Raw genomic sequence first — 22,843 nt, forward strand, 5'->3', positions numbered from 1 at the left:
CATGTCCTACTCACTGCAGCTTTACACCGTCCGCAACGCCATCTCCGAGGATCTTCCGGGGACCATCAAGAGGGTGGCGGAGATCGGCTTCACCCAGGTTGAGCCGTACAACTTTGTGGCCACGGCCAAGGAACTGGGCGCGGCCCTGAAGGAGAACGGCCTCACTGCACCGTCCGGCCACGCGCCCCTGATGAGCCAGGACCAGGACGAGATCTTCGCGGCGGCCAAGGAGCTGGGCATCACCACCGTCATCGATCCGTTCCTGCCCGCCGAGCACTGGCAGAAGGCCGAGGACATCCAGGCCACGGCGGAGAAGCTTAATGCCGCCGCGAAAAAAGGCGCGGAGTACGGCATCCGCGTGGGCTACCACAACCACGCCTGGGAACTGGAGTCCACCGTCGAGGGACGCACGGCCCTGGAGTACTTCGAGTCCCTCCTGGATCCGGAACTGGTCCTGGAAGTTGATACGTACTGGGCAGCCGTCGGCGGCCAGGACCCCGTGGAGCTCCTGACCAGGCTGGGCGACCGCGTAAAATTCATCCACATCAAGGATGGCCCCCTGAACAAGGACAACAAGGCCCAGCAGCCGGCCGGCCAGGGCAAGGTGCCGGTCATGGACGTCATCGCCGCGGCAAAGTCGCTGGAGGTGGGCGTGGTGGAGTTCGATGACTACGCCGGCGACATCTTCGAGGGCATCAACGAGAGCCTGTCCTTCCTCAACGCTGCAGGCGAAGGAGTCAAGGCATGAGCACCACAGCTTCCCGCAGGGGCCCGGTGGGCGTTGGCGTCATCGGCGCCGGCGTGATCAGCAAGCAGTACCTGGACAACCTCACCGCGTTCCCGGACCTGAAAGTCCATGTCATCGCAGACCTGTTCGAGGACGCCGCCGAGGCCCGCGCCAAGGAATACGGCGTCCCGGAGTGGGGCGGGGTGGACAAGGCACTGAACCATCCCGACGTCGAAATCATCGTCAACCTCACCATTCCAGCCGCCCACGTGGAGGTGGCCACCGCCGCCGTCAACGCCGGCAAGCACGTGTGGACGGAAAAGCCGTTTTCGCTGGACCGCGAATCCGGGCTGGGCCTGCTCAAGACGGCCGACGCCGCCGGCATCCGCCTGGGCTGCGCCCCGGACACCTTCCTTGGCGCCGGCCTGCAGACCGCGCTGCGGCTCATCCGGCGCGGCGACATCGGCACCCCCCTGACCGCCATGACCATGTTCCAGACCCCAGGCCCGGAGGCCTGGCACCCCAACCCGGCCTTCCTCTTCCAGCACGGCGCCGGCCCGTTGTTCGACATGGGTCCGTACTACCTCACCACCCTGGTCCAGGCCTTCGGTTCCATCCGCAAGGTGGCCGCCGTCGGTTCCAAGGCCAAGGACGTGCGGGTCATCGGCTCGGGACCCAAGGCCGGCGAGGAGTTCACCGTGGAGGTGCCCACCCACGTCTCCGCGATGGCGCAGTTCGAGTCCGGCGCCTCCTCGCACAGCGTTTTCTCCTTCGAATCCCCCCGGACCCGCATGGGCTTCGTGGAAATCACCGGCACCGAAGCCACCATCTCGCTCCCGGACCCCAACTACTTCACAGGCGACATCAAGCTCTGGCGTGCCGGCGACGAGGACTGGACCACCGTTCCAGCCACCGGGCCCGCCAACGGCCGCGGCATGGGTGTGCTGGACATGGCACGCTCCCTGCGGGCAGGAACAGCCCACAGGGCCACCGGCGAGCTCGCCTACCACGTCCTGGACACGATGGTCTCCATCTCGGAGTCCATCGGCTCCGGCACGTTCGTCGACGTCGAAAGCTCGGCCCCGGCATCCCCGGCCCTCCCCGAGGACTGGGCCCCGGAAACCGCCACCCTCTAATCCGGCAATTAATCCAGCACGTAGTCCAGCAAGCAGGAAGCACGCAGGAACGCATCATGACCGCACCCGCACACCCGTCCGAACCTCCGGCCGATCCGGAGGCCTCCCGCCCGCTGGGCGTGGCCGCCATCGGCTACGCCTTCATGGGCAAGGCCCACTCCAACGCGTGGCGGAATGTGGCCAGCTTCTTCGACGTCCCGGCCTTCGAACAGAAAGTCCTCGTTGGCCGGGACGCCGGCGCCGTTGCCGGGGCTGCAGCCAAATACGGCTGGGCCGAATCAGCCACGGACTGGCGCACGGTGATCACCCGCGATGACATCGACATCGTGGACATCTGCGCCCCGGGCTGGATGCACGCGGAGATCGCCGTCGCCGCCCTCGAGGCCGGCAAGCACGTCCTGGTGGAAAAACCGCTGGCCAACACCCTGGCCGAGGCCGAACTCATGACCGCCGCCGCGGCCAAGGCCCGGGCCAACGGCGTGAAGTCGATGATCGGCTTCAACTACCGCCGCGTCCCAGCCCTGGCCCTGGCCCGGGAACTGATCGCCGAGGGCCGCCTGGGCACGGTCCGGCACGTCCGCGCCGCTTACCTGCAGGACTGGCTCGCCGACGCCCAGGCCCCCATGACCTGGCGGCTGCGGAAGGAAACCGCGGGCTCCGGCGCGCTCGGGGACATCGCCAGCCACGCCATCGACCAGGTCCTATTCCTCCTGGGTGACCAGGTCACCGAGGTCAGCGGCCGCCTCAACACCTTCGTGCCCCGCCGCCCCGGCGCGGACGGCACGGAAGACGTAACGGTCGACGACGCCGCCTGGGCCACGCTGTCCCTCACCTCCGGGGCCATCGCCTCAGTCGAAGTCTCCCGGGTGGCCACCGGCCGGAAGAACTCCCTCCAGATCGAGGTCTATGGCGACAAGGGCAGCATCCTCTTCGACCTGGAAAACCTGAACGAACTCGGATTCCTGGACGCCACCGCCCCGGTCCGTGAGCAGGGTTTCCGCCGGATCCTGGTCAATGAACCCGAGCACCCCTACCTGGACGCGTGGTGGCCGCAGGGCCACATCATCGGCTGGGAACACACGTTCACCCACCAGGTCCGCGACTTCCTGCTGGCCATCAAGGACGGAACCCAGCCCTCGCCGTCGTTCGAAGAAGGACTGAACGTCCAGTACGTCCTGGACGCCGTGGAGGAATCCGCCGCCAACAAAAGCACCCTCACCGTCGTCCGCCACTAACCTCCGCCGCTGACCGCCGCCACTAGCCAAGGAATCACATGCCCCGCCCCTTCACCCTGTTCACCGGCCAGTGGGCCGATCTCCCCTTCGAAGAAGTCGCCAAGCTCGCCTCCGGCTGGGGCTACGACGGCCTGGAAATCGCCGTCTCCGGCGACCACCTGGACGCCTGGCGCTGGGACGAACCCGGCTACGTCGAGTCCAAACTCGAAATACTGGACAAGTACAACCTCAAAGTCTGGGCCATCTCCAACCACCTCAAGGGCCAGGCCGTCTGCGATGACCCCATCGACTTCCGCCACCAGGCCATCGTCGGTTCCAAAGTCTGGGGCGACGGCGACCCCGAAGGCGTCCGCACCCGTGCCGCGGAGGAAATGAAGCACACCGCACGGCTGGCCAAAGCACTCGGCGTGGACACCGTCGTCGGGTTCACCGGCTCCTCCATCTGGCAGTACGTGGCCATGTTCCCGCCCGTCCCCGAAAAGGTCATCGATGCCGGCTACCAGGACTTCGCGGACCGCTGGAACCCCATCCTGGACGTCTTCGACGAATGCGGCGTCCGCTTCGCCCACGAAGTCCACCCCTCCGAGATCGCCTACGACTACTGGACCACCGTCCGCACCCTCGAAGCCATCGGCCACCGCGAAGCCTTCGGGCTGAACTGGGACCCGTCCCACATGATGTGGCAGGGCATCGACCCCGTCTCCTTCATCTGGGACTTCAAGGACCGGATCTACCACGTGGACTGCAAAGACACCAAGATCCGCCAGACCGGCCGCAACACCGTCCTGGGCTCCCACCTGCCCTGGGGCGACCCCCGCCGCGGCTGGGACTTCGTCTCCGCCGGACGCGGCGACGTCCCCTGGGAAGCCTCCTTCCGCGCCCTTGCGGCCATCGGCTACAACGGCCCTATCAGCGTTGAATGGGAAGACGCCGGCATGGACCGTCTCCACGGCGCTCCCGAAGCCCTCGCCGCCCTGAAGAAGTACGACTTCCCCGCCTCCCAGACCAGCTTCGACGCCGCCTTCAGCAGCAAGGACTAGGAGGTCCCGACGTGGTCCGCACCCTTCAACCAGGCCAATGCTGCGAGGTGCGGACCGCGTCAGTCTCCGGGGAAACTTCGCTCGTCTTCCACACAGAGGACATGCTGGTCGAGGCACCCAACTGGACCCTCGACGGGCGGGCGCTCATCCTTAACGGGAATGGCAGGTTGTGGAGGTTCGAACTGGAGAGCGGCACCCTCAGCGAGATTCCGCTGTCCGGCGCCCCTGACCTCAACAATGACCACGTCCTGGACCCGGACGGCACCGCCATCTTCCTCTCCGGCGATGACGGCCACATCTACCGCGCACCCCTGGCGGGTGGGGAGGCCACCCGGATCACGGACCACGATGGATCCTTCCATTTCCTTCATGGAGTCAGTCCTGATGGCCGCAGGCTGGCCTACGTGGACATCCCGGAGGGGGATTTCGGCCGGCCGGGCCGGCTCCGGACCATCCCGGCGGGCGGCGGCCCGACAAAAAGCGTGGAGGTGGGCCAGGGGCACTGTGACGGGCCGGAATTTTCTCCGGACGGAACCTGGCTGTACCTGAACACGGAGTCCTTCAGCACGGCTCCCGGCCATGCCCAGCTTGCCCGTGTCCGACCGGACGGCAGCCAGTTCGAGCGGCTGGTGGACAGTGCAACCGTCGACTGGTTCCCGCACCTGTCCCCCGACGGCCGCCTGGCCAGCTACGTCCGCTTTCCCGCTGGAACCCGGGGCCACCCCGCGGACCTGCCGGTCGACGTCGTCCTCGTCTCCACAAGCGGCTGGACCGCAGAACTGCACACCTGGCAGGTGTTCGGCGGCCAAGGCACCCTCAACGTCAACAGCTGGTCGCCTGATTCGGAACGGTTCGCCTACGTGGCGTACCCGATGGCCCCGGCAACGGCCGAGAGCGGCATGGCCTGACCTGCCCCTACGCCGGCTCTTCCTTCAGGACGACGTCGTACGCCTCCACCTGCCGGTCCGTCACGGTCGTGGGCGACTCCAGGTGGACCGCGCCGGCGGGCAGGATGCCCGCCCCGCCGTACCGTTCCATCACCTGCCACTGGGCCACCACGTCCTCGCCGGCGTGGTCGGCCGGAAGGCCTGTCCAGAAACGGAACCCGCCGGCGTCGTTCAGCGCCTCCCTGCGGTACAGCACGCAGCCGCCCAGCCATGCCACGTGGTAGGGCAGCCATTCGCCGGGCTGCAGCGACATCTCGGCACTGAGGTGGGCCAGGTTGGCGGCACTGTGCAGCGGCCAGCGTTCGAATCCCGGGGTGTCCGGGCGGATGCGTTCGGGAGCCACCGGCCCGTCCCAGGCCTGGAAGGTGGCCGTTTGTTCCGGCCTGCGGTCATTGAGGAAGGACAGCCCCTGCGGAGCCATTCCCACAAAGCCGCACTGAAGCTCGTCCAGTGCCCGGCTCAGCCGCTCCACGGCACCCGGCTCCAGCCAGACGTCGTCGTCCAAAAAGAGGCATTGGTCCGCCGTGGACCGGTCCAGCAGGAACTGGCGGTGTTCGGCCAGTCCGCGCCGCGGCAGGTGCCGGAGCAGCGTGACCGGCCGGCCCTGTGCCTCAAGCACCCGCACCATCGCTGCGGCAGCGGGGTGCTCCCAGGCGGGCCGGCCCGATGATTGGTCGCTGACCACGACGGCGAACGCGGGTTCGGACTGTGCGGCAAGTCCTGCGAGGGTGACGGCGAGCTCGGCCGGCCGGTTGCACGTGGGCACCAGGACATCCACCGCTACCTTGTCCGGCTGTTCCTGCTGCCGCGCCCACTGCTCCGAAGATCTCCTGCCCACGGTCCACCTTCCTGGCGTTGGGATTGGGGATTTGCTTCCGACTGTTCTGTACCCAGCCGGACGGGATGTATTCGCCCTGCCAGCCGGGCGGCACTGGTCCATGGGGGGTTCACCGGGGGTGGGCCGGCGGGTCAGCTGGAACGGCAAAGACCCCCGCCTCCACTGCCTGGAAGGCAGCAGCAGCGGGGGCCCGGTGGATCAGGCCGGCTTATCCGGCGTCGAAGCTTTCGTCGTCGTCGTTGGGCGACTCCTCCTTTGGAAGGTCGTTTCCGCTGCCGTCCGGAATGCCCGTGGCTTCCTGGCCGGACTCCGAGGAAACCGGAGCCGACCCCTGGGAATCGTCATTGGACTCATCGATCTCGGCCGCGCTGGAGGGAAGATCCATGTCGTGCGGGACGGGGTTCTGGCCCGTGCCCGACTGCGGTTCGTTGGTGTCCGCGCCGGCCGAAGACGTGCCGCCGGACTGCTGGCCCTGGCCGCCCTGGGTACCGGCCGCCTCCTGTTCGGCGGTGGGGGTGCCGTAGCCGCCCGGGGCCGTCTCGGGCTCAGCCTGCTGGTTTTCCTGCGTCATGCTTCCTCCTGTTGTGCGTTGCCGATATTGCTGGTCTGGTGATGCTGGCTTGGATGCCCCTGTTCGGGACGATCCTGCTCAGAGCCCTTTTCCGCCGGTGACCGGCAGGACTGCGCCGGAAATGTAGGATCCGTCTTCAGACGCGAGCAGTACATACGCCGCGGCAAGTTCTGCCGGCTGCCCCGCGCGCTCCAGCGGTGTGTCCTGCCCGAAGGAGGGGAGCTTGTCCGGCCACTCGGTGGCAGGGATCAGGGGCGTCCAGATGGGGCCGGGAGCCACAGCGTTGACGCGGATCCCCTTGGGCCCGAGTTCCTGCGCCAGGGCTTTGGTGAACGCGACCTGCGCGGCTTTGGTCATGGCGTAGTCGATCAGCCCGGGCGATGGGTTGAAGGCCTGGATTGAGGCCGTGGTGATGATCGAGGCCCCGGCCTTCAGGTGCGGCACGGCCGCCCGCGCGGACCACAGCAGCGAGTAAAGGTTGGTGCGGAAGACCCGGTCAAATTCCTCAGTGGGAAGCGTTTCAAGGCTCTCGCGGTTCTTCTGGTACGCGGCGTTCAGCACCAGGACATCGAGGCGGCCGAACCCGGATACGGTCTCGTCCACAATGCGGGTGCTGAATTCCTCCTCGCGTCCGTCGCCGGGAAACAGGAGCACGCGGCGGCCCGCCTTCCGGATCCACTCCGCGGTGTCCTGCGCGTCGTCTTCCTCCTCGGGCAGGTAGGAGATGGCGACGTCGGCCCCCTCCCGGGCGAAGGCGATGGCCGCAGCCTTGCCGATGCCGGAGTCGCCGCCGGTGATGAGTGCTGCCTTGCCTTCGAGCTTGCCGTGGCCCTCGTAGCTGAGCTCGCCGTGGTCCGGTTTTGGGTCCATGGGCGCCGTGAGGCCGGGCTGCTTTTGTTCCTGTTCCGGGAACGGGCCCGAGTGGTAGCCGCCGCGCGGGTCTTTCGGCTGGTCTGTCTGCTTGTCCGTGTCGCTCATAGTCCGCCTGCCTGGTGTCGGTTGACCTGTGTCGGGTTGAGAAGAGCACCGCCGTGCTCCGGCCCTTCGAAGCTATCCCGGGCGGAGGTCCAAGTCCACCACTCCGGGTAATAATCAGTAAACTTATCAAATGTTGTAGCGGGCGCAACGGCCAGCCCTGTTTCTGGGTACGGGATGAGCAGAAAGAAGGCCGGGGCCGTTGCCGGAGAGAAGGAGGGCCGATGTCCGAAGTTGAGGATTACACGGGCCGGACGGGACGCAATGAAACCCGTGAGGAGCAGCTTGACCGCAACTGGGCGGAACTCCTGCAGGAGCTGCGCGTGCTCCAGACCGGTGTCCAGATCCTGGCCGGCTTCCTGTTGACGCTGCCGTTCCAGCAGCGGTTCGAGAAGCTGAATGACTGGGAGGTTGGCCTCTACCTCACCAACGTGGTGATCGCCGCCCTGACCACAGCCTTCATCCTCCTCCCGGTCAGCGTGCACCGCCGGCTCTTCCGGAAGCGGCTCAAGGAAACCCTGGTATCCAGCGCCGACAGCATCACCAAGATCGCGCTTGGCGGCATCGCCCTGCTGAGTGCCGGAACGGCCGCCCTGGTGTTCGACGTTGCTGCCGGGCAGACGGCCGGCATCACCGCCGGCGGGGCGCTCCTGGGCGTCATGGTGGTCATGCTGGTGTTCGTGCCGCTTCACCTGAACAAGCGGGCTTCAGGCAGACTCCTGCCGCCCGCATCGGAGAAGGAGTAAGCCATGCGTAAATGGGCAAAAGAGCACGGACTGCTGCTGGCCAACGCGGGCCTCTTCCTGGCGTTTTTCGCCGGCATGATCCTCTCAGGCGCCGCGTCCTACAGCGACGATCAGCAGGCGCACGGGGAACCTGCGGTCTCGGTCCTGCAGTTCCTGGGCACCGGCGCCTTCGTCGAGGCCACCTTTGAGAACTGGGAATCGGAATTCCTGCAGATGGCCATGTATGTGGTCCTGACGGTGTTCCTTTTCCAGAAGGGCTCTTCCGAATCCAAGCCGGTGGGCAGGAAAGCACCGCAGGACGAAGACCCACGCGAAGCCAACATCAGCAAGGCCACGCCGTGGCCGATCCGGCGCGGCGGCGTGGTGCTCAAGTTCTACGAGCACTCCCTGTCGATCATGTTCTTCGTGTTGTTCCTCGCCTCATTTATCCTGCACGCCGCCGGTGGCGTGGATGAGTACAACCAGGACCAGCAGAGCCATGGCCAGCCCGCCATCACGTTCCTGCAGTACCTGGGCACCAGCCGGTTCTGGTTCGAGTCCTTCCAGAACTGGCAAAGCGAGTTCCTGGCCGTCGCCGTCCTGGTGGGCGCGTCGGTCTACCTCCGGGAAAAGGGGTCCCCGGAATCGAAGCCCGTTGCAGAACCCCACTACGAGACCGGGGCCTGAGGGCCCAATCCAACCCAACCAGCCCATCCAAGAGGAGAAACTGTATGAGAACTTTCGTGCGAACCACCCTGCTGGCCCTGCTGCTCCTGGCCGCCCCGGCCCTTCCCGCCGGCGCGGCAACGGCCACGGCCGCACCTGCCGCCGCCGTCCAGGCCGCACCTGCCGCCGCCGTCCAGGCCGGCCCGGCCGCGGCGGTCCCGGCACACGTGGCCTCGGGATCCTTCGGAGTGGCGTTGCCGGCAGGCACTTCTCCCACGCCGTCACCCGGGGATACAGCGTCCACCGGCCCGGCCAACCCCGGCACGGGTGAATCGGCCCAGAATGAGTCCACGCGCCTGAACTACTTCCCGTGGGTGATAGCTGGAGTCGCGATCCTGCTGGTGATTGCGATCCTGATCATCCGGCGCCGCCGCAACACCACGATCGTGGGCTAGTACAGCTAGGCTCCCTCAAGTACCTGGCTTGTTGCCCAGGCCAGGTACTTGCCGGCGTTCGCCACGGCGTCATCAGGGCCCGATGCGACATCCAGCAGCTGCGCCGCGGCAACCACGCCGTGCCCGGCGAGATCTTCCGGGGTCACCAAAATCCGTCCGGCCACCACGATGACGGGGATTCCGCGTTCCCGGGCGGCATCCGCGAGCGCGATCGGCGCCTTGCCGGTGAGTGATTGCGAATCCATCGATCCTTCACCGGTGATCACCAGGTCCGCCTGGTCAAGTTGCCCGGCCAGGCCGGTAAGCCCCGCCACCAGGGCGAAGCCGCCTTCCAGCGTTGCGTTGGTGAAGGCAAGGAACGACGCCGGGAAGCCGCCGGCGGCGCCGGCGCCGGGGACGTTCACGTCCCGGCCCGTTGCTTCCCGCAGGATTGAGGCCCAGTTGCGCAGCCCGGCGTCGAGCATTTCAACGCTCTCCTGGTCAGCACCCTTTTGGGGTGCGAAAACGTGGGCGGCGCCGGACGGCCCGTACAGCGGGTTGCGGACATCGACGGCGATGCGGAATGTGGCTGTGGACAACCGGGGGTCAAGCCCGCTCGTGTCCAGGGCGACGACGTCAGCCAGCGAACCGCCGCCCAGGGGAACCACGTTCCCGGCGGAATCCAGGGGCTTCAGGCCCAGGGCGCGCAGTGCGCCGCTGCCGCCGTCGGTCATGGCCGAACCGCCCAGGCCCAGAACAATCTCGGTGGCGCCCGCGTCCAGGGCGGCCGCGATGAGCTGGCCGCATCCGTAGCTGTGGGCGCGCAAGGCGTTGGCGGGAGTTGGTTCCATGTCAGCGAGGCCGGAGGCCTGGGCCGTTTCGATCACGGCGGTGGCCTTGCCGCCGCCGGCCTTGTGGATTGCCCAGGCGGCGCCGAGCGGGGCGAGGATGGGCCCCACCACGGCGTTCAGCCGCTCTTCGTAGCCTGCCGCCACGGCTGCCTCAAGGGTGCCCTCCCCGCCGTCGGCAATGGGGAACTGGGTGGCAACGGCGTCCGGGTATACCCGCAAAGCGCCTTCCGCGATGGCGGCGGCGGCCTCAGCCGCGGTAAGGGACCCCTTGAACTTGTCCGGAGCGATAAGAATGCGCATGCGCTCCATCATGCCAGCAAGGGCGCGGAAAGCGCTTGCCAAATCCGGGATATGGACCTCTATGACTGGCGCCTCGGCCGGGCAGGAACTGCTGCCCCGCCGGAGGCGGCTATGCCTCGCGCCAGTCGTTGCTGGTGATGTGCGATCCCGCCTGCGGACCCATCTGGAGCATGCCGCCGTCAACCACCCAGGCCGCACCGGTCACGTAGCTGGACGCGGGCGAGGCGAGGAACGCAATGACGTCCGCTATCTCCCGTGCATGCCCTGGCCGGCCGAGCGGCACCCCGGGCCGCTCCGTCGTCGTGGGATCCTGGTCCTCCTGCCCCGTCATGGGCGTGGCGATCTCGCCGGGGGCCACCGTATTGGCGGTGATGCCATACTGGCCCAGCTCCAACGCCAGCGTCTTCATGAGCCCGCCCAGGCCGTGCTTGGACGCGTCGTACGCGGACGAGCCGACGCGGGGCTGGAACTCGTGCACGCTGGACACCGCCACCAGCCGGCCACCGCTGCCGGCCTTGACCATGCGCCTTGCCGCTGCCTGCAGGCAGACGAACGCGCCGTTGAGGTTCGTATCCAGGATCTGCATCCAGTCATCGATGCCCATGTCCAGGAACCTGGTACTTGCCCCAGTGCCCGCATTGTTCACGAAGACGTCCAGCCCGCCCAGCTCCTCGGCAAGCTCGTCGATGACACCCGCAGCAGCCTGGAGTTCGGTGGTGTCCAACTGCCGGACCACAGCCTTTCGGCCCAGGCCGCGGATCTCTTCGGCGGTTCCCTCGGCGCCCGCCTTGTCCGTATGCCAGGTGACGCCAATGTCCATCCCGGCTCGGGCGAGCGCCACGGCGGTGGCCTTGCCGATCCCTGAGTCGGAGGCGGTGACGATGGCAGTGGTGGGCGTGAAGTTGCTGGTTTCCGGCATGGCGGGTCCTTTCGTTGGGTCAGGCGGGTCAATGGGCCAGGCGGCTCGCGAAGTCAGGCGGGGCGGCGGAGATCGGGCTGGTAGGACTCATCATCGGCCTCGGTGGAGGATCCCCGGCCTGCTGCCTCAAGGTCCGGCTGGGTTTCCGGCACGGACATCAACGGGACCGCGAAGGTCACCACGAGCCGGCCATCAGCATCATCCGCCGACCTGACGGTCAGGCTCCTGGTGCCGGGCGGCACCGACGGGGCAAACACCTGCAGGTTGCGGGAAGCGACCGTTGCCGATTCCTGCAGGGTGTATTCGGTTCCGAAATGATCCTGGAGCACCAGCCGGGGCTCGGGCGCGTCATCCGAGGGAAGGTGGATGTTGACCACCAGCCCGGAGGCCCACACCTCTACTGAAAGGATGGTGAATTCGGTGGCGGAGGTGACGTGCCGTCCATAGGTGGGGGGCAGCAGCATCCGGCGGAGTGAGCCGGACGGAATGAGGTTGCTCATGATGGTTCCTGTAGGTCTTGCGCCGGCGGCCGGCGCATCAGCACCGGAGGATGATCCGGTGCCGGCCGAACGCTGGGGCGCGGGTGCGGCTTAGGCGTCTTCCCGATTGGGATTCTCCAACCGGAAGAAATTGGATTGTGTGCCGTCGCTGCGCTGTTCCTGGTAAATAAAGTTCAGTTTCCGGGTGTCGAAGGTGTCAAACCATTCGTCCCAGCTGATGTGGCGGAGCTTGTCGTCCTTGCCACCGAAGTCGATCCGCAGCACTCCGAGATGGTCGCCGTGTTCGGTGCCTTCCACGGTGGCGGGAACACCGTCGCGCTCCTCCGCCCACTGTCTGATGACTTCATGGTGGGTGGTGGCCAGGCTGCGGCCTTCGCGTTCCGGTTCGTCGTCCGTTGAAGTGACTTCCTGTGAGTACTTCAGGGACTTGGAGGAGTCCGGCCCGTGCCGGATCCTGCCGTCCTCCGGGCCTGCGCCCAGGTCGTCTTCGTCCCTGTTTTCATCCGCTTTGCCGGCCTTGGTGCCTTTGTCTTCTGCCACGGCGGCCTCCTTTCCTCCGGCTAACTAGTAAGTCTACTTACTATGGAGCCTCCGGATCCGCCCCCTGTCAAGGGGATGGAAGGTACTCTGCGGATGGCCTGCGCAGATTCGGGGAAGTCTGCGGGACGGCTGGGGGTTTGCCCGCAAGGCCAGGGCTATCGCCGCGGACGGACCACAGCGAAATACCCGGGCACCCGGTCCTGGCCAGGCACCCCTGTCACGGGATTGGTTTCGATGGCCACGTGGCCGTCCTCAAGGAGTTCCCAGTCCGACGCCGGGAACGCACGTTCGCGCTCTTCGGGCCCGAAGTGCCCGGGCATGGGAAGCCCGCGGATGGCCAGTTCCAACGGCGCCGGGATGCCGCGGGTGGTTGCCCCGAGGTGGGTCACATAATCCACCGGGTTCCCCTGGAAGTTGGTTTCCGCCATGAACACCGTGCCGCGGCGGCCCACCAGGATCCGCAGGTTTTCGACCAGCGCCGCTTGATGGGCCTGGTCGAGGACATGCAGTACGCCGCGGATGAAGACGTTGGCGCCGTCCCCGTCCAGGTGCAAGGACTCTGCCAGGGCTGCACCGGCGCCGTCCGCCGTCATGTCGCGTGCTTCAAATGCCGTGTTGCCGGTTTCTGCGGACTCCGCCCGCGCCCTGGCAACTGCATGCTGGGAGACGTCCACGCCGATGACCCTGGGGAAGATCCCGGCGAGCGCGCGGGTAAAGCTGCCGTGCCCGCAGCCGGTGTCCACCACTGGAAGCGCCGGGTCCAGGTAACGCAGGAGGCTGTCCTGGTATCCCTGGAACTCATGGTTACTGCCCGAATCCCACAGGACCTCGCCGCCCGGGCCGGTGGCGCTGATGCCTGCCCAGTACCGGTCCCACGCCTGGTGCCGGTCCTTTGGGGCGCTCCGCGACAGCCTGACGAGCTTGGGGATCATCAGGTACTTCTGCCAGGCGTACCGGGGCGACTTTGTTGAGGACACGGCTCAAATATATGGTCCCTCGAGCCCCGCCGGCGGACCTTCGGCAACATTACGGCGTGCCACAGCCTCCCCGGCCCTGGCCAAAGGTGGACGTAAGGGTCCGCACGATGTGGACCCGCCGCGCCCGCTTCCCCCTAGAATGTACTCAACTGGGAGGGAAGGGAGCACCGTGACGGCTGTCCCGAGTGACGTGCGCCTGTCCCGCACCGCCGTTGTCGCCGATCCCGACGCCGGCCGGTTGGCCCTTAACGCAAAGGCACTGCGCGACGCCGGGTACACCGTCCTCGAAGCCACAGACGCCGCCGGCCTTGCCGCCTTGCTGGAGGCCGGCGAACCTTCCATCATCGTGGCCGACGCCGTCCTGTCCGCTGTCCGGTCCACGGCCCCGGTCCTGGTCATGGTGGACCTGGACAACCCCGGGGAGACAGCAGCCGCCAATCCGCCAGGCGTCCACGACTGCATCACCAAGCCGCCGGCACCCAAAGAGCTGGTCCACCGCGTGTCGGCCCTCATTGATCAGGTGTCCCGGCGCCGTGCCTCCCGACAGGAAGCCGAAGGACTCCGGGAGCAGTTGCGTGAGGTCTCAGCCGCCGTGCGCGCCACCAACGATCCCCAGGAGATCGCAAACCACGTTGTCTCCGGGTTCGGCCGGACCTTCAAGGCCGACCACGTTGTCCTGGCAACCTTCGAGGACCACCGGGTTCCCGTCATCACGGCCAGCTGGCACAGGCGGGGTCTGGCGGAGCTGCCTGCGGGCGCCCTTCCGCGCGAGGACGAGGCCCGCGCCACAGCGGACGCCCTGTGGGCCGGGACGGAGTCGCTCTCCGCCGACGGAAATGAAGCCGTCGCCCGCAGCGAAGCGAAAGCGGCCCCCGCCGTCGCTGGAGCAGCCTCCACACTGGCGGTACCCATCGGTGAGGGGAATTCCTCCCTGGGAATCATCTGGATCGCCATGATGGACCGGCCCCGGACCTGGTCCAGCGCTGAACTGGGGCTGATCCAGCACGTGGCTGGCAACGCCGCCTACGGCCTTATCCAAAGCCACCTGATCAGCAGCCAGCAGCAGGTGGTGAAGCAGCTGCGCGAACTCGACAAGGCGAAGACGGACTTCCTGGCAACGGTGAACCACGAGCTCCGCACACCGCTGACCTCGATCATGGCGTACCTCGACATGATCCAGGAAAGCACCGAGCATCCGGTGTCCAAGGAGGTCCACCAGATGCTGGACATCGTGGTCCGCAACACCGGACGGCTGCGCACGCTCATCGAGGACATGCTCAGCGTCTCGCGCGGTGGACTGGATAACATGGCGATGCAGCTGGCACCCGTACGGCTGGGACAGACCCTGGACCTGGTGGCCGCGGCGCTCCGCCCGCTGGCCACGCTGCAAAACGTCACCATCGACGTCGGCCCGGTTCCGGAGGATCCGGAAATCCTCGCCGATGAGGTGCAGCTGCAGCAGGTCTTCACCAACCTCGTTTCCAACGCCATCAAGTTCACGCCCAGCGGCGGACGGATCGAGGTGGGAAGCGAATCCCACGCCGCGGCTGACGGCTCCCAGTGGGCCACCGTGCGTATCGCCGATACCGGCATCGGCATTTCAAGCGACGAAATCAACCACGTGTTCACCAGGTTCTACCGGGCCTCCAACGCCATGAACGGCGCAATCCCGGGAACAGGGCTGGGCCTTGCCATTTCCAAGGACATCGTGGACCGCCACGGCGGCCGGATCGACGTCGCCTCCACCCTGGGCGCGGGGACCACCGTCACCGTCAGCCTTCCCCTCGGCACCGACCACGCCCAGGCCAACTAGGCGTCGAAGGAGGACTGCCATGTTTGCCGACGACGATCCCAGACTCTCCCAGTTGCTGGAAGGCATTGTCCGGCTTGCGTCCGGCGACCTCAGCTCCCGGATCGAGGTTTCACCTGCCCGGGATGAACTCGACGCCATCATCATGGGCACCAATCTGTTGGCCGAGGACCTGCAGATTATCTACGAAGAGCTTGAGCAGCGGGTCCAGGTCCGGACGCAGCTGCTGCACGAGGCACACCTCGAGATGCAGAAGATGGCCATGCAGGACCCGCTGACGGGCCTGGCCAACCGGTCGGCCCTGATCGATGCCCTTCGCACCGCACTGGAAGCCCGCGGCGCGGAGGGCCAACCGGCGGAGGACGGCCCCGCCATCCTGCTGATGGACCTGGACGCGTTCAAGTCCATTAATGACAGCTTGGGGCACACGGCGGGTGACAAGGTCCTGGTGACCGTGGGCGAAAGGCTCCGGACCGCCGTTCGCGTGTCCGACGTCGTAGCCCGGCTGGGCGGTGACGAATTCGCGATCGTCATGCCGTCGGCTTCGGCTGAGCAGGCTGCCATTGTGGCCCACCGCATCCTGGCTGCGCTCACCGAGCCCATCGAACTCCCGGGCCGCAGCGTCCGTTGCGGCGCCAGCTTAGGGCTCAGCGTGGGCAGCGAAGGCCAGAGCCCGGAGGACATGCTGATGGAGGCCGACGTGGCCATGTATGCCTCCAAGGCCGAAGGGCAGAACAAGCTGCACCGGTTCGAGCCGGCCCTGCTGCTGATGCGGCGCCTCCGCAGCCAGCTGGTGGATGACCTGCGGGACGCAATCAAGGATGACGCGCTGACGCTGCATTACCAGCCGGTGGTTGAGCTGGGCACCGGACGGATCGAAGGCGTGGAGGCGCTGGTCCGCTGGAACCATCCCAGCCGCGGCTTCATCATGCCAGACGAATTCATTCCCCTTGCCGAGGAGGCGGGGCTGATCTCGGAACTGGGCCTGTGGGTGCTCAGCACAGCCGTACGGCAGCTGCGGGCCTGGATCGATGCATGCCTGGTGGACGAGACGTTCTCCGTGCGCATCAACATTTCCGCCACAGACCTGCAAAGCCTGCAGTTCATCGAGGACGTGCGGAACGTGCTCCAGGAGAACGGGGTCAAACCCGCACAGGTTGTCCTGGAATTGACGGAAGTAGCCATCGTCAAAGGCAATGAGCTGGACCGGTATTCGCTGGGCGGACTCCGCGGCCTGGGCGTGGGCATCGAAATTGATGATTTTGGCACGGGCTACTCCTCCATCAGCTACCTCCGCCGGCTTCCCGTGGACCGGGTCAAGGTGGACAGGTCGCTGGTTACCGGGCTGGGGACCGACCCAAGCCAGCCAGCCCTGGTGGCCGCGGTGCTGCAGCTGGTGCGGGCGTGCGGCCTGGAAGCCGTGTGGGAGGGCGTTGAGACGGCAGAGCAGGCGGAGATCCTGCGCGGGCTGGGCTGCCGCAGCGCCCAGGGCTACTACTTCAGCCGGCCCGTCCCGCCTGACCTGATTCCGGAACTGCTGGCTGACCAGCAGGAAAGCGCTAACCAATAGCGCAAAACTACTGCGCTTTTGTGGCCGCCGTTATACGATCAGCGTGCGGTGTCTGGTTTTTCGCCGCCACGGAAATCAGGTCTCACAGCATCGTACTTTTATAAGGCACTGGAAATTTGAACATTAATGGGCCATGGGGTCATTACTTCGTCAACTGGGGGCGTTGCTAATGTCGGTTCGTGTACAGGCATGGGGAATCATTGCCGCCGTGCTGGCGGATACGGATCCTGCGGGAGCCGCCGTCCGGCAACGGCTGAGCAACAGCCTCGACGAGAATCCCGGCGTGCCCGAGCGCGCTTTGCTGGAATATCTCCTCGAGACCCGGGGCAGCGACGCCAACACGGGGGAAAAGCTGGAAACGGCCCGGGAAATGCGTCTCACCCCGCCCGTGCTGCCGCCGCAGTTCGCCGAGCAGCTGGACGCCATCCGCAGCACCTCGAGGATCAGCGCGCTGCTTGAAAACCAGATGCTGATGACCGCCTTCCAGCCCATCTACGGATTGGAAGGCAAGAACGTGGTGGGGGCGGAAGCCCTCTCCCGCTTCGTCAGCGACGACGGCGCAGCCGCGGAGCTGTGGTTTGCCGAGGCGGCAGCCGTGGGCCTTGGCGCCAATCTTGAATTCTCGGCTTTGGGATCCGCAGCCGCGGCAGCCTCCAGCCTGCCGGAAAACCTTTATGTGTCCCTGAACATTTCGCCCACGTCCTGCCTGGACCCGCGGCTGCCGGAACTCTTCGACCGCATTGAACTCCCTGTCGACCGCGTGGTGCTCGAATTGACCGAGGACATTCCGGAAGAGGAATATCTGCAGTTAATTTCCGCGATTAATCCGCTGCGGGAAAAAGGCCTGCGGATCGCCGTCGACGATACCCACACCGGTGCCGGCGCACTCAGCCGTATGCTTCACCTGCGTCCCGATTTCCTGAAGGTGGGCCGCAACGTGATCGGCGACGTCGACAAGGACGGCCTCCAGCGCGCGCTGGCCGCCTGCCTGGTGGACTTCACCGATCAGACCGGCATCACCATGGTGGCTGAGGGCATCGAAACGGTGGGCGAACTCAAGGTCCTGACCGAGCTTGGCATCAGCGCCGGCCAGGGTTACCTGCTGGGACGGCCGTCCGTGCGGCCCAGGGACTGGGCCAACTGGAACACGCGCCTGGACGTGGACGGCCTGGAGCGCCACCTGGCGGGCCCGGCCGAGCCCGGGGTGCTTCGCCAGGGCAAAGAGTCATCCTGACCCTGAAAACTGAAGGCAGACCGGCGGGGCGTTAGGCGATATGTGCCTGCCGCCCCGCCGGCATTAAGCCCTATTCGGAGTGGCCCTGGTCCCGGCTCATCTGGTCCTCAGCCGGCGGCGTCTCTCCGGGAGGCACTCCCCCGCCCGGCTCCAGGCCGGTGACATTGTCCTCCGCCGGGTCGGGGTTCGCGGAACCGGCGGACTCCCTGCTCCGCTGCTCCGCCAGGTGGGGTTGGGCAGCGCCAACGTCGTCCTTACCCGGACGGTCAGGATTCGCGGGGTCGTTTTCCGGATGGTAAGTGCTCATGCTGCTTTTCCTTCGTCTCCGGCTGCGGGCCGATTCCCCAGCACTGGACTAATTGTAAGCATGCTGATAATTCTGGAGGAGTAGGGCCGGAACGCCGCTGGGGCGCCGGCACCCAATGTCGGAAGGAGCAGTCAGATGGGAATCGGCGACAGCATCGGCAAGGCAGCAGAAAACGCAATGGAGGACCTGGCCGGAACATCCAAGCCGACAGAGAAGATGGATGTGCCCGATCCCGCGGACCCCAATGACGACGTGGAAGTCCACTCCTCCCTCAGCGAAGGTTCAAACGCGATGGAGGCCGAGAAGCAGAAGGCGCCCGGCCTCAAGACCGGCGCTGCTCCCGCGCCGGTGTCCAACAGTCCGCTGGGCGGGGACATCGACGAGACGGGGAATGACACGGCACACAGCGACAGGACGGACGACGTCGGCCTGGCCGGCGACGCCACGGCGCCCACCGGCGGTGCAGGGTCAGCCGGAGGCAGCGTGGCGGGGTCCGGCGGACTTCCTGACAGCAATCCTGATGAGTTGCGGGCAGATCCCTCCGAGGGCGACGAGGACCCGTCAACCAGCACGGGACGGGGCTAGGAACCCGGCCTGGGCGGGTGGCCCTCCGGCCATTCGCCACGCTCAATGAGCACGTCGCGGAGCAGGTCCGCCCGGTCCGTGACGATGCCGTCCACGCCCTGCTGGAGGAGGCCGTGCATCTCGTCGGCATCATTGATGGTCCAGACGTGAACCACCAGGCCAAGGTCGTGGGCGCGCCCGATGAATCCCGGGGTGACAACAGGAACCCGCCCGTAGCGGACGGGGACCTGCAGCGCATGCACGTCGCGGAGCACACGGCGCATAAGCCGGCGGAACACCGGGCGCGGAAGCACGGGGCCCAGCAGGGTGAAGAGCGCACTTGAGGCCACCCCGGCGGAGGAGGCAACCGGCCGGCTGAGCAGCTTCAGCACCGCCCGCCGTCGGCGGTCGGAAAAACTGGTGACCAGCACCTGCTGGTGCACCTGGTGCCGCTCGATGGCGGCCGCCGTGCTGTGGACCGAGCTCCAGTCCTTGACGTCGAGGTTCAGCCGGACTCCGGGAAGCCGGGTCACCAGCTCGTCGAACGTGGGGATGGGCTCGCGGCCGTTGATCCGGGCCTTCGCCACGTCCGTGGCTGGCAGGTCGGCCACCCGGCCCCTGCCGTCGGTCACCCGGTCCAGGGTTTGATCATGGAAGAGCAGCAGCACCCCGTCGGCCGTGGTGTGTACGTCCGTTTCAAGGTACCGGAAGCCGAGCTCGACGGCGGCGCGGAACGCGGCCATGGAGTTTTCCAGCCCCTCAGCCGAGAACCCGCGGTGGGCCATGGCGATGGGAAGCTGCAGCCCGTCGTCGTCCGGGTGCTCAAAAAAGGGCAGGGTCACACAGCGAGCGTACCGGAGCAGCTGGCGACGGCCGCCGCAATCAGTCGTCGCGGTCAGCCGGCACAGGGAAGGATGTCCACGCCGTCGCCACAGTGCAGCAGGGTGCGGCCGCGGCCGCCGTCGAGATGGACCCAAACCGCAGTGTGGTCTCCGGTGATGGTGTCCACCACGCCACTTGCCTCAAAGCCGGGCGAGAACAGGACCCGGACGCGGTCGCCCTGCCGCAGCTGCTTCCAGTGCGGAGCCGGCATTGCTTTGCGCAGCGGCGCATCGGCCAGGTGCTGCTTGACGTGCTTTGCCATGGTTGCCCCCTAAGAGCCGGCGGAAGAGGTGCCTGCTTTCCAGGTTTGACGCTACGGCGGAAAGGTAAACGCCAGGTGGGCGCCAGCTGGGAGTTTGGGGGGCGGGAATCAGGAAAACTGGACGCCCAGGGAAGCGAGCCTGGCCTCCAAAACCTGGGCCACGCCGTCGTCGTCAAAATGCGGCGCCTGCTGCCCCGCCGCCCGGATGGCCTCCGGGTGGCCGCTGGCCATGGCATAGCCGTGGCCGGCCCAACGGAGCATCTCGATGTCGTTGGGCATGTCACCGAAGGCCACCACATCCGCGGCGTCGATGCCCAGCGCCGCGGCATATTCAGCCAGCGTGACGGCCTTGTTGACGCCGGGCAGGGAGAGTTCAAGCATGGCGACGCCGGGCGAGGAGTGGGTGGTCGCGGCCAGGTGTTCGACGGCGGGCGCCACCTCGGCGAGGAAATCGTCGGGTGTGCCGTGGCGGACGATGGCGAGGAATTTGACCACGGAATCGTCGTTGGTGAGGGTGTCCTTCAGCGGCGCCGGGGTGAACTCGGCGAGCAGTTCGCTGGATTCGTTTTCGATGAAGCCCGGTTCCAGGTGGAAGCCGGTGAGCGTTTCGGCGGCGAACAGGGCGGCCGGACGGAGCTCCTTGATGATGCGGCGGGCTTCCAGGACGGTGTCGATGGCCAGGGCGCGGGCGGAGACCAGGCGGTCCGCTTCAAGGTCCCACACCACGGCACCGTTCGAGCAGATCACGCGTCCGGTGTGGCCGAGCTGCTCCTCGAGGGGGTGCAGCCACCGCGGCGGGCGGCCGGTGACGAAGACCAGTTCGACGCCGGCATCCCGGCAGGCGTGGAAGGCGCGGATGGTGCGGGGGCTGATTTTTCCGTCGTGCCCAAGGATTGTTCCGTCGATGTCGCTTGCTACCAGCCGCATCCTGCAAGTCTACGTGGGCGGAGGGAATGCCCGTTGTCAGCCTCCGGGGCTACACTGAGCTTATCGAACATATATTCGAATAAAGGTGTGTTGTGGGCGTTATTATCGGTCCCCGCGTGATAGATGCGGGCGCCTCCTTATTCTCGGTGCTGGTCTCCCCTGTGGCGGTTGCGGCAGGATTTCCGTCCCCGGCGCAGGACTACTTCGACGGCCGGATCGACTTGAACGCGCACCTGATCAAGGACATCACCAGCACTTTCGTGGTCCGGGTCACCGGAGACTCCATGGAGGGCGCGGGCATCAGCGACGGTGACGAACTGATCGTGAACCGGGCACTGGAGCCGAAGGACGGGTCCGTGGTGATCGCCGTGCTGGACGGGGAACTGACGGTGAAGCGCCTGCGCATCACCCGGACCGGCGTGGTGCTGCAGGCGGAGAACCCAAAGTATCCGGACATCCGCGTCCCTGCCCTGTCCGAGCTGACCATCTGGGGTGTTGCCACCAGGTGCCTGCACCATGTTTGAGGAGCGCCATGCCTAAGCCTGTTGCCATGCGGCGGATGACGCAGATTGCCCATGTGGACGTCAACTGCTTCTACGCCTCCGCTGAGCGCGCTTTCGATCCCTCCCTGGAGGGCCGGCCGCTGGTGGTGCTGTCCAACAATGACGGCTGCGCGGTGACCCGCTCCCCCGAGGCGAAGGCACTGGGCATCTCCACTGGGGAGCCCTGGTTCAAGCTCGCGCCGCGGGCAAAAGAGTGGGGGCTGGTGGCGAAGTCCAGCAACTATGAGCTCTACGGGGACATCAGCGCGCGCGTGATGGAACTGCTGGGCAGGTACTCGGCCTGGCTGGAGGTTTACAGCATTGACGAAGCGTTCCTGGGCGTGAAGGGCGGACCGGAAGAGCTGCTGGCCGTGGGCCGTGCAATGAAGGACGCAGTCCGGCGGCACGTGGGGGTGCCGGTCTGCGTGGGCATCGCCCCCACCAAGACCCTGGCAAAGCTCTGCAACAAGTGGGCCAAGAACAATGCCGCTTTCAGTGGAGTCTGCCTGTGGGAGTCGGTCCCGGCCGGCGTGCGGGAGGCACTGATGGGCCGGTTGCCGGTGGACGAGGTCTGGGGCATTGCCGGGCGGCTGATGAAGCGGCTCAACGTTTTGGGGATCTTCACCGTCCTGGACCTGGTCCGGGCGGATCCGGTAATGATCCGGGACAAGTTCTCGGTGGTGCTGATGCGCACCGTCCTGGAACTGCGCGGCATCCCCTGCATTCCCATGGAGGAGGAGCGCATCGGACGCGACCAGCTGATCTTTTCCCGCTCCTTCGCCACCCCGGTGACCACCGCCGGCGGCCTCCGCGAGGTGTTCAGTATCTACGGCCAGCAGGCGAGCGCCAGGCTCTCCAAGCACGGACTGCAGGCGAAGGTCCTGACGGCATTCGCTGCCACGTCCCCCTTCAGGGGTCACGAACAGGCCTATCCGTCGATATGCGTTTCCCTGCCCATGCCCACGGCGGATCCGCTGCTCCTCACCAAAGCCGCGCACGCATTGCTGCCCAGCATTCGGGACGGACTCAAGTACGCCAAGGCGGGCCTCATGCTCACCGACTTGCGGCCCACGGGAAACCAACCCCCGCTGGAGCCGTTCGAAAACCCGCATGAAGAACGCGGCATCGGGCCCCTGCTTGAGGACGTAAGCCGCCGGTTTGGGCGGGGCTCCATCGGGTTGGGGTACGCCGGCATTAAGTCCGGCCTGGACTGGACCATGAAGCGGGAGATGCGCTCGCCCCGCTACACCACGCACTGGGATGAGCTCCCCCTGGTCAGGGCCGCGTAACGCCGGCTGGAGCCTGCCGCCGCATTCGGTGGTCACTTTGCCGCAGGGCCCGGTCCGCTTGCCGCGTCCCGGGCC

The 22,843-nt window shown here is 66.6% G+C and carries 26 protein-coding genes; 14 read left to right on the forward strand and 12 right to left on the reverse strand.

The features are described from left to right. The first annotated feature begins 1 nt into the window (after nucleotide 1). From QFZ57_RS04040 to QFZ57_RS04060, 5 genes are read left to right on the forward strand one after another with little or no spacing between them, the layout of a single operon-like run. Nucleotides 2-748 (forward strand): sugar phosphate isomerase/epimerase family protein, encoded by a 747-nt coding sequence (locus tag QFZ57_RS04040; RefSeq protein ID WP_306629171.1) that lies wholly within the window; start codon nucleotides 2-4, stop codon nucleotides 746-748. Beyond that, the gene (locus QFZ57_RS04045; RefSeq protein ID WP_306898161.1) at nucleotides 745-1,863 is read left to right on the forward strand and encodes a Gfo/Idh/MocA family protein; all 1,119 of its coding nucleotides are present in this window, start codon (nucleotides 745-747) and stop codon (nucleotides 1,861-1,863) included. The genes QFZ57_RS04040 and QFZ57_RS04045 overlap by 4 nt, the downstream gene beginning before the upstream one ends. 56 nt (nucleotides 1,864-1,919) lie before the next feature. Further along, nucleotides 1,920-3,098 carry a Gfo/Idh/MocA family protein gene (locus tag QFZ57_RS04050; RefSeq protein WP_306629173.1) on the forward strand — a complete coding sequence of 393 codons (1,179 nt, stop codon included), beginning with the start codon at nucleotides 1,920-1,922 and terminating at the stop codon, nucleotides 3,096-3,098. Nucleotides 3,099-3,136: 38 nt separating this feature from the next. Further along, the gene (locus tag QFZ57_RS04055; RefSeq protein ID WP_306898163.1) at nucleotides 3,137-4,138 is read left to right on the forward strand and encodes a sugar phosphate isomerase/epimerase family protein; all 1,002 of its coding nucleotides are present in this window, start codon (nucleotides 3,137-3,139) and stop codon (nucleotides 4,136-4,138) included. An 11-nt stretch (nucleotides 4,139-4,149) separates the two neighbouring features. After that, nucleotides 4,150-5,046 carry a TolB family protein gene (locus QFZ57_RS04060; RefSeq protein ID WP_306898166.1) on the forward strand — a complete coding sequence of 299 codons (897 nt, stop codon included), beginning with the start codon at nucleotides 4,150-4,152 and terminating at the stop codon, nucleotides 5,044-5,046. Nucleotides 5,047-5,053: 7 nt separating this feature from the next. Here the strand turns inward: QFZ57_RS04060 and QFZ57_RS04065 are convergent, their stop codons facing one another. From QFZ57_RS04065 to QFZ57_RS04075, 3 genes are all read right to left on the reverse strand, one after another. Beyond that, nucleotides 5,054-5,923 (reverse strand): glycosyltransferase, encoded by an 870-nt coding sequence (locus tag QFZ57_RS04065; protein WP_306898168.1) that lies wholly within the window; start codon nucleotides 5,921-5,923, stop codon nucleotides 5,054-5,056. Nucleotides 5,924-6,131: 208 nt separating this feature from the next. After that, the gene (locus QFZ57_RS04070; RefSeq protein ID WP_306898170.1) at nucleotides 6,132-6,494 is read right to left on the reverse strand and encodes a hypothetical protein; all 363 of its coding nucleotides are present in this window, start codon (nucleotides 6,492-6,494) and stop codon (nucleotides 6,132-6,134) included. Nucleotides 6,495-6,572: 78 nt separating this feature from the next. After that, the gene (locus QFZ57_RS04075) at nucleotides 6,573-7,472 is read right to left on the reverse strand and encodes an SDR family oxidoreductase (protein WP_306629176.1); all 900 of its coding nucleotides are present in this window, start codon (nucleotides 7,470-7,472) and stop codon (nucleotides 6,573-6,575) included. 221 nt (nucleotides 7,473-7,693) lie between these two features. On the opposite strand from QFZ57_RS04075, the gene QFZ57_RS04080 reads away from it, so the two are divergent. Genes QFZ57_RS04080 through QFZ57_RS04090 form a run of 3 tightly spaced genes read left to right on the forward strand, consistent with a single transcriptional unit; the run spans nucleotide 7,694 to nucleotide 9,315 of the window. Beyond that, nucleotides 7,694-8,215, forward strand: coding sequence for a DUF6328 family protein (locus QFZ57_RS04080; protein ID WP_306629177.1), 522 nt, complete (start codon nucleotides 7,694-7,696; stop codon nucleotides 8,213-8,215). A 3-nt stretch (nucleotides 8,216-8,218) separates the two neighbouring features. Continuing rightward, nucleotides 8,219-8,881: a DUF6766 family protein gene (locus tag QFZ57_RS04085; protein WP_306629178.1), complete on the forward strand. Its 663-nt coding sequence runs from the start codon at nucleotides 8,219-8,221 to the stop codon at nucleotides 8,879-8,881. A 44-nt stretch (nucleotides 8,882-8,925) separates the two neighbouring features. Next, a complete protein-coding gene (locus QFZ57_RS04090; protein ID WP_306898174.1) occupies nucleotides 8,926-9,315 on the forward strand; it encodes a LuxR family transcriptional regulator in 390 nt (129 codons plus the stop codon). A 5-nt stretch (nucleotides 9,316-9,320) separates the two neighbouring features. On the opposite strand, the gene QFZ57_RS04095 is transcribed toward QFZ57_RS04090, so the two are convergent. The 5 genes from QFZ57_RS04095 to QFZ57_RS04115 all read right to left on the reverse strand — a co-directional run bounded on the left by QFZ57_RS04095 (nucleotide 9,321) and on the right by QFZ57_RS04115 (nucleotide 13,336). Further along, a complete protein-coding gene (locus tag QFZ57_RS04095; RefSeq protein WP_306898176.1) occupies nucleotides 9,321-10,445 on the reverse strand; it encodes a glycerate kinase in 1,125 nt (374 codons plus the stop codon). Nucleotides 10,446-10,554: 109 nt separating this feature from the next. After that, entirely contained in the window at nucleotides 10,555-11,364 is an 810-nt protein-coding gene (locus QFZ57_RS04100; RefSeq protein ID WP_306898178.1) for an SDR family oxidoreductase, read from the reverse strand. Nucleotides 11,365-11,417: 53 nt separating this feature from the next. Next, the gene (locus QFZ57_RS04105) at nucleotides 11,418-11,864 is read right to left on the reverse strand and encodes a hypothetical protein (RefSeq protein ID WP_306898180.1); all 447 of its coding nucleotides are present in this window, start codon (nucleotides 11,862-11,864) and stop codon (nucleotides 11,418-11,420) included. Between the two features lie 90 nt (nucleotides 11,865-11,954). Beyond that, complete coding sequence (locus QFZ57_RS04110) at nucleotides 11,955-12,404, reverse strand: hypothetical protein (protein WP_306898182.1); 450 nt, start codon at nucleotides 12,402-12,404, stop codon at nucleotides 11,955-11,957. Between the two features lie 155 nt (nucleotides 12,405-12,559). Then, entirely contained in the window at nucleotides 12,560-13,336 is a 777-nt protein-coding gene (locus tag QFZ57_RS04115) for a class I SAM-dependent methyltransferase (RefSeq protein ID WP_306632422.1), read from the reverse strand. A gap of 184 nt (nucleotides 13,337-13,520) precedes the next feature. Between QFZ57_RS04115 and QFZ57_RS04120 the strand changes: the two genes are divergently transcribed. From QFZ57_RS04120 to QFZ57_RS04130, 3 genes are all read left to right on the forward strand, one after another. Continuing rightward, a complete protein-coding gene (locus tag QFZ57_RS04120) occupies nucleotides 13,521-15,194 on the forward strand; it encodes an ATP-binding protein (RefSeq protein ID WP_306629184.1) in 1,674 nt (557 codons plus the stop codon). A 19-nt stretch (nucleotides 15,195-15,213) separates the two neighbouring features. Then, nucleotides 15,214-16,761, forward strand: a complete 1,548-nt coding sequence (locus QFZ57_RS04125) for a putative bifunctional diguanylate cyclase/phosphodiesterase (protein WP_306629185.1) — start codon at nucleotides 15,214-15,216, stop codon at nucleotides 16,759-16,761. Between the two features lie 169 nt (nucleotides 16,762-16,930). Then, nucleotides 16,931-17,995, forward strand: coding sequence for an EAL domain-containing protein (locus tag QFZ57_RS04130; protein ID WP_306898185.1), 1,065 nt, complete (start codon nucleotides 16,931-16,933; stop codon nucleotides 17,993-17,995). Nucleotides 17,996-18,065: 70 nt separating this feature from the next. Here QFZ57_RS04130 and QFZ57_RS04135 read toward each other — a convergent pair whose 3' ends face one another. Next, nucleotides 18,066-18,302: a DUF6480 family protein gene (locus QFZ57_RS04135; protein ID WP_306898187.1), complete on the reverse strand. Its 237-nt coding sequence runs from the start codon at nucleotides 18,300-18,302 to the stop codon at nucleotides 18,066-18,068. A 135-nt stretch (nucleotides 18,303-18,437) separates the two neighbouring features. Here QFZ57_RS04135 and QFZ57_RS04140 point away from each other — a divergent pair, with 135 nt between their 5' ends. Then, nucleotides 18,438-18,887, forward strand: a complete 450-nt coding sequence (locus QFZ57_RS04140) for a hypothetical protein (protein WP_306898189.1) — start codon at nucleotides 18,438-18,440, stop codon at nucleotides 18,885-18,887. Here the strand turns inward: QFZ57_RS04140 and QFZ57_RS04145 are convergent. The 3 genes from QFZ57_RS04145 to QFZ57_RS04155 all read right to left on the reverse strand — a co-directional run bounded on the left by QFZ57_RS04145 (nucleotide 18,884) and on the right by QFZ57_RS04155 (nucleotide 20,937). Then, entirely contained in the window at nucleotides 18,884-19,708 is an 825-nt protein-coding gene (locus QFZ57_RS04145) for a glycerophosphodiester phosphodiesterase family protein (protein ID WP_306629189.1), read from the reverse strand. The genes QFZ57_RS04140 and QFZ57_RS04145 overlap by 4 nt on opposite strands. Nucleotides 19,709-19,761: 53 nt before the next feature. After that, nucleotides 19,762-20,010 (reverse strand): hypothetical protein, encoded by a 249-nt coding sequence (locus tag QFZ57_RS04150; RefSeq protein WP_306898191.1) that lies wholly within the window; start codon nucleotides 20,008-20,010, stop codon nucleotides 19,762-19,764. Nucleotides 20,011-20,118: 108 nt separating this feature from the next. Continuing rightward, on the reverse strand, nucleotides 20,119-20,937 hold the full coding sequence (locus QFZ57_RS04155; RefSeq protein ID WP_306898194.1) for an HAD family hydrolase: 819 nt from the start codon (nucleotides 20,935-20,937) through the stop codon (nucleotides 20,119-20,121). A gap of 92 nt (nucleotides 20,938-21,029) precedes the next feature. Here QFZ57_RS04155 and QFZ57_RS04160 point away from each other — a divergent pair, with 92 nt between their 5' ends. Then, complete coding sequence (locus tag QFZ57_RS04160) at nucleotides 21,030-21,461, forward strand: LexA family protein (protein ID WP_306898195.1); 432 nt, start codon at nucleotides 21,030-21,032, stop codon at nucleotides 21,459-21,461. Nucleotides 21,462-21,469: 8 nt separating this feature from the next. Continuing rightward, nucleotides 21,470-22,768 carry a Y-family DNA polymerase gene (locus tag QFZ57_RS04165; protein WP_306898196.1) on the forward strand — a complete coding sequence of 433 codons (1,299 nt, stop codon included), beginning with the start codon at nucleotides 21,470-21,472 and terminating at the stop codon, nucleotides 22,766-22,768. Nucleotides 22,769-22,843 lie beyond the last annotated feature (75 nt).

The sequence above is a fragment of the Arthrobacter sp. B1I2 genome (genome assembly GCF_030816485.1).
GTDB lineage: Bacteria > Actinomycetota > Actinomycetes > Actinomycetales > Micrococcaceae > Arthrobacter.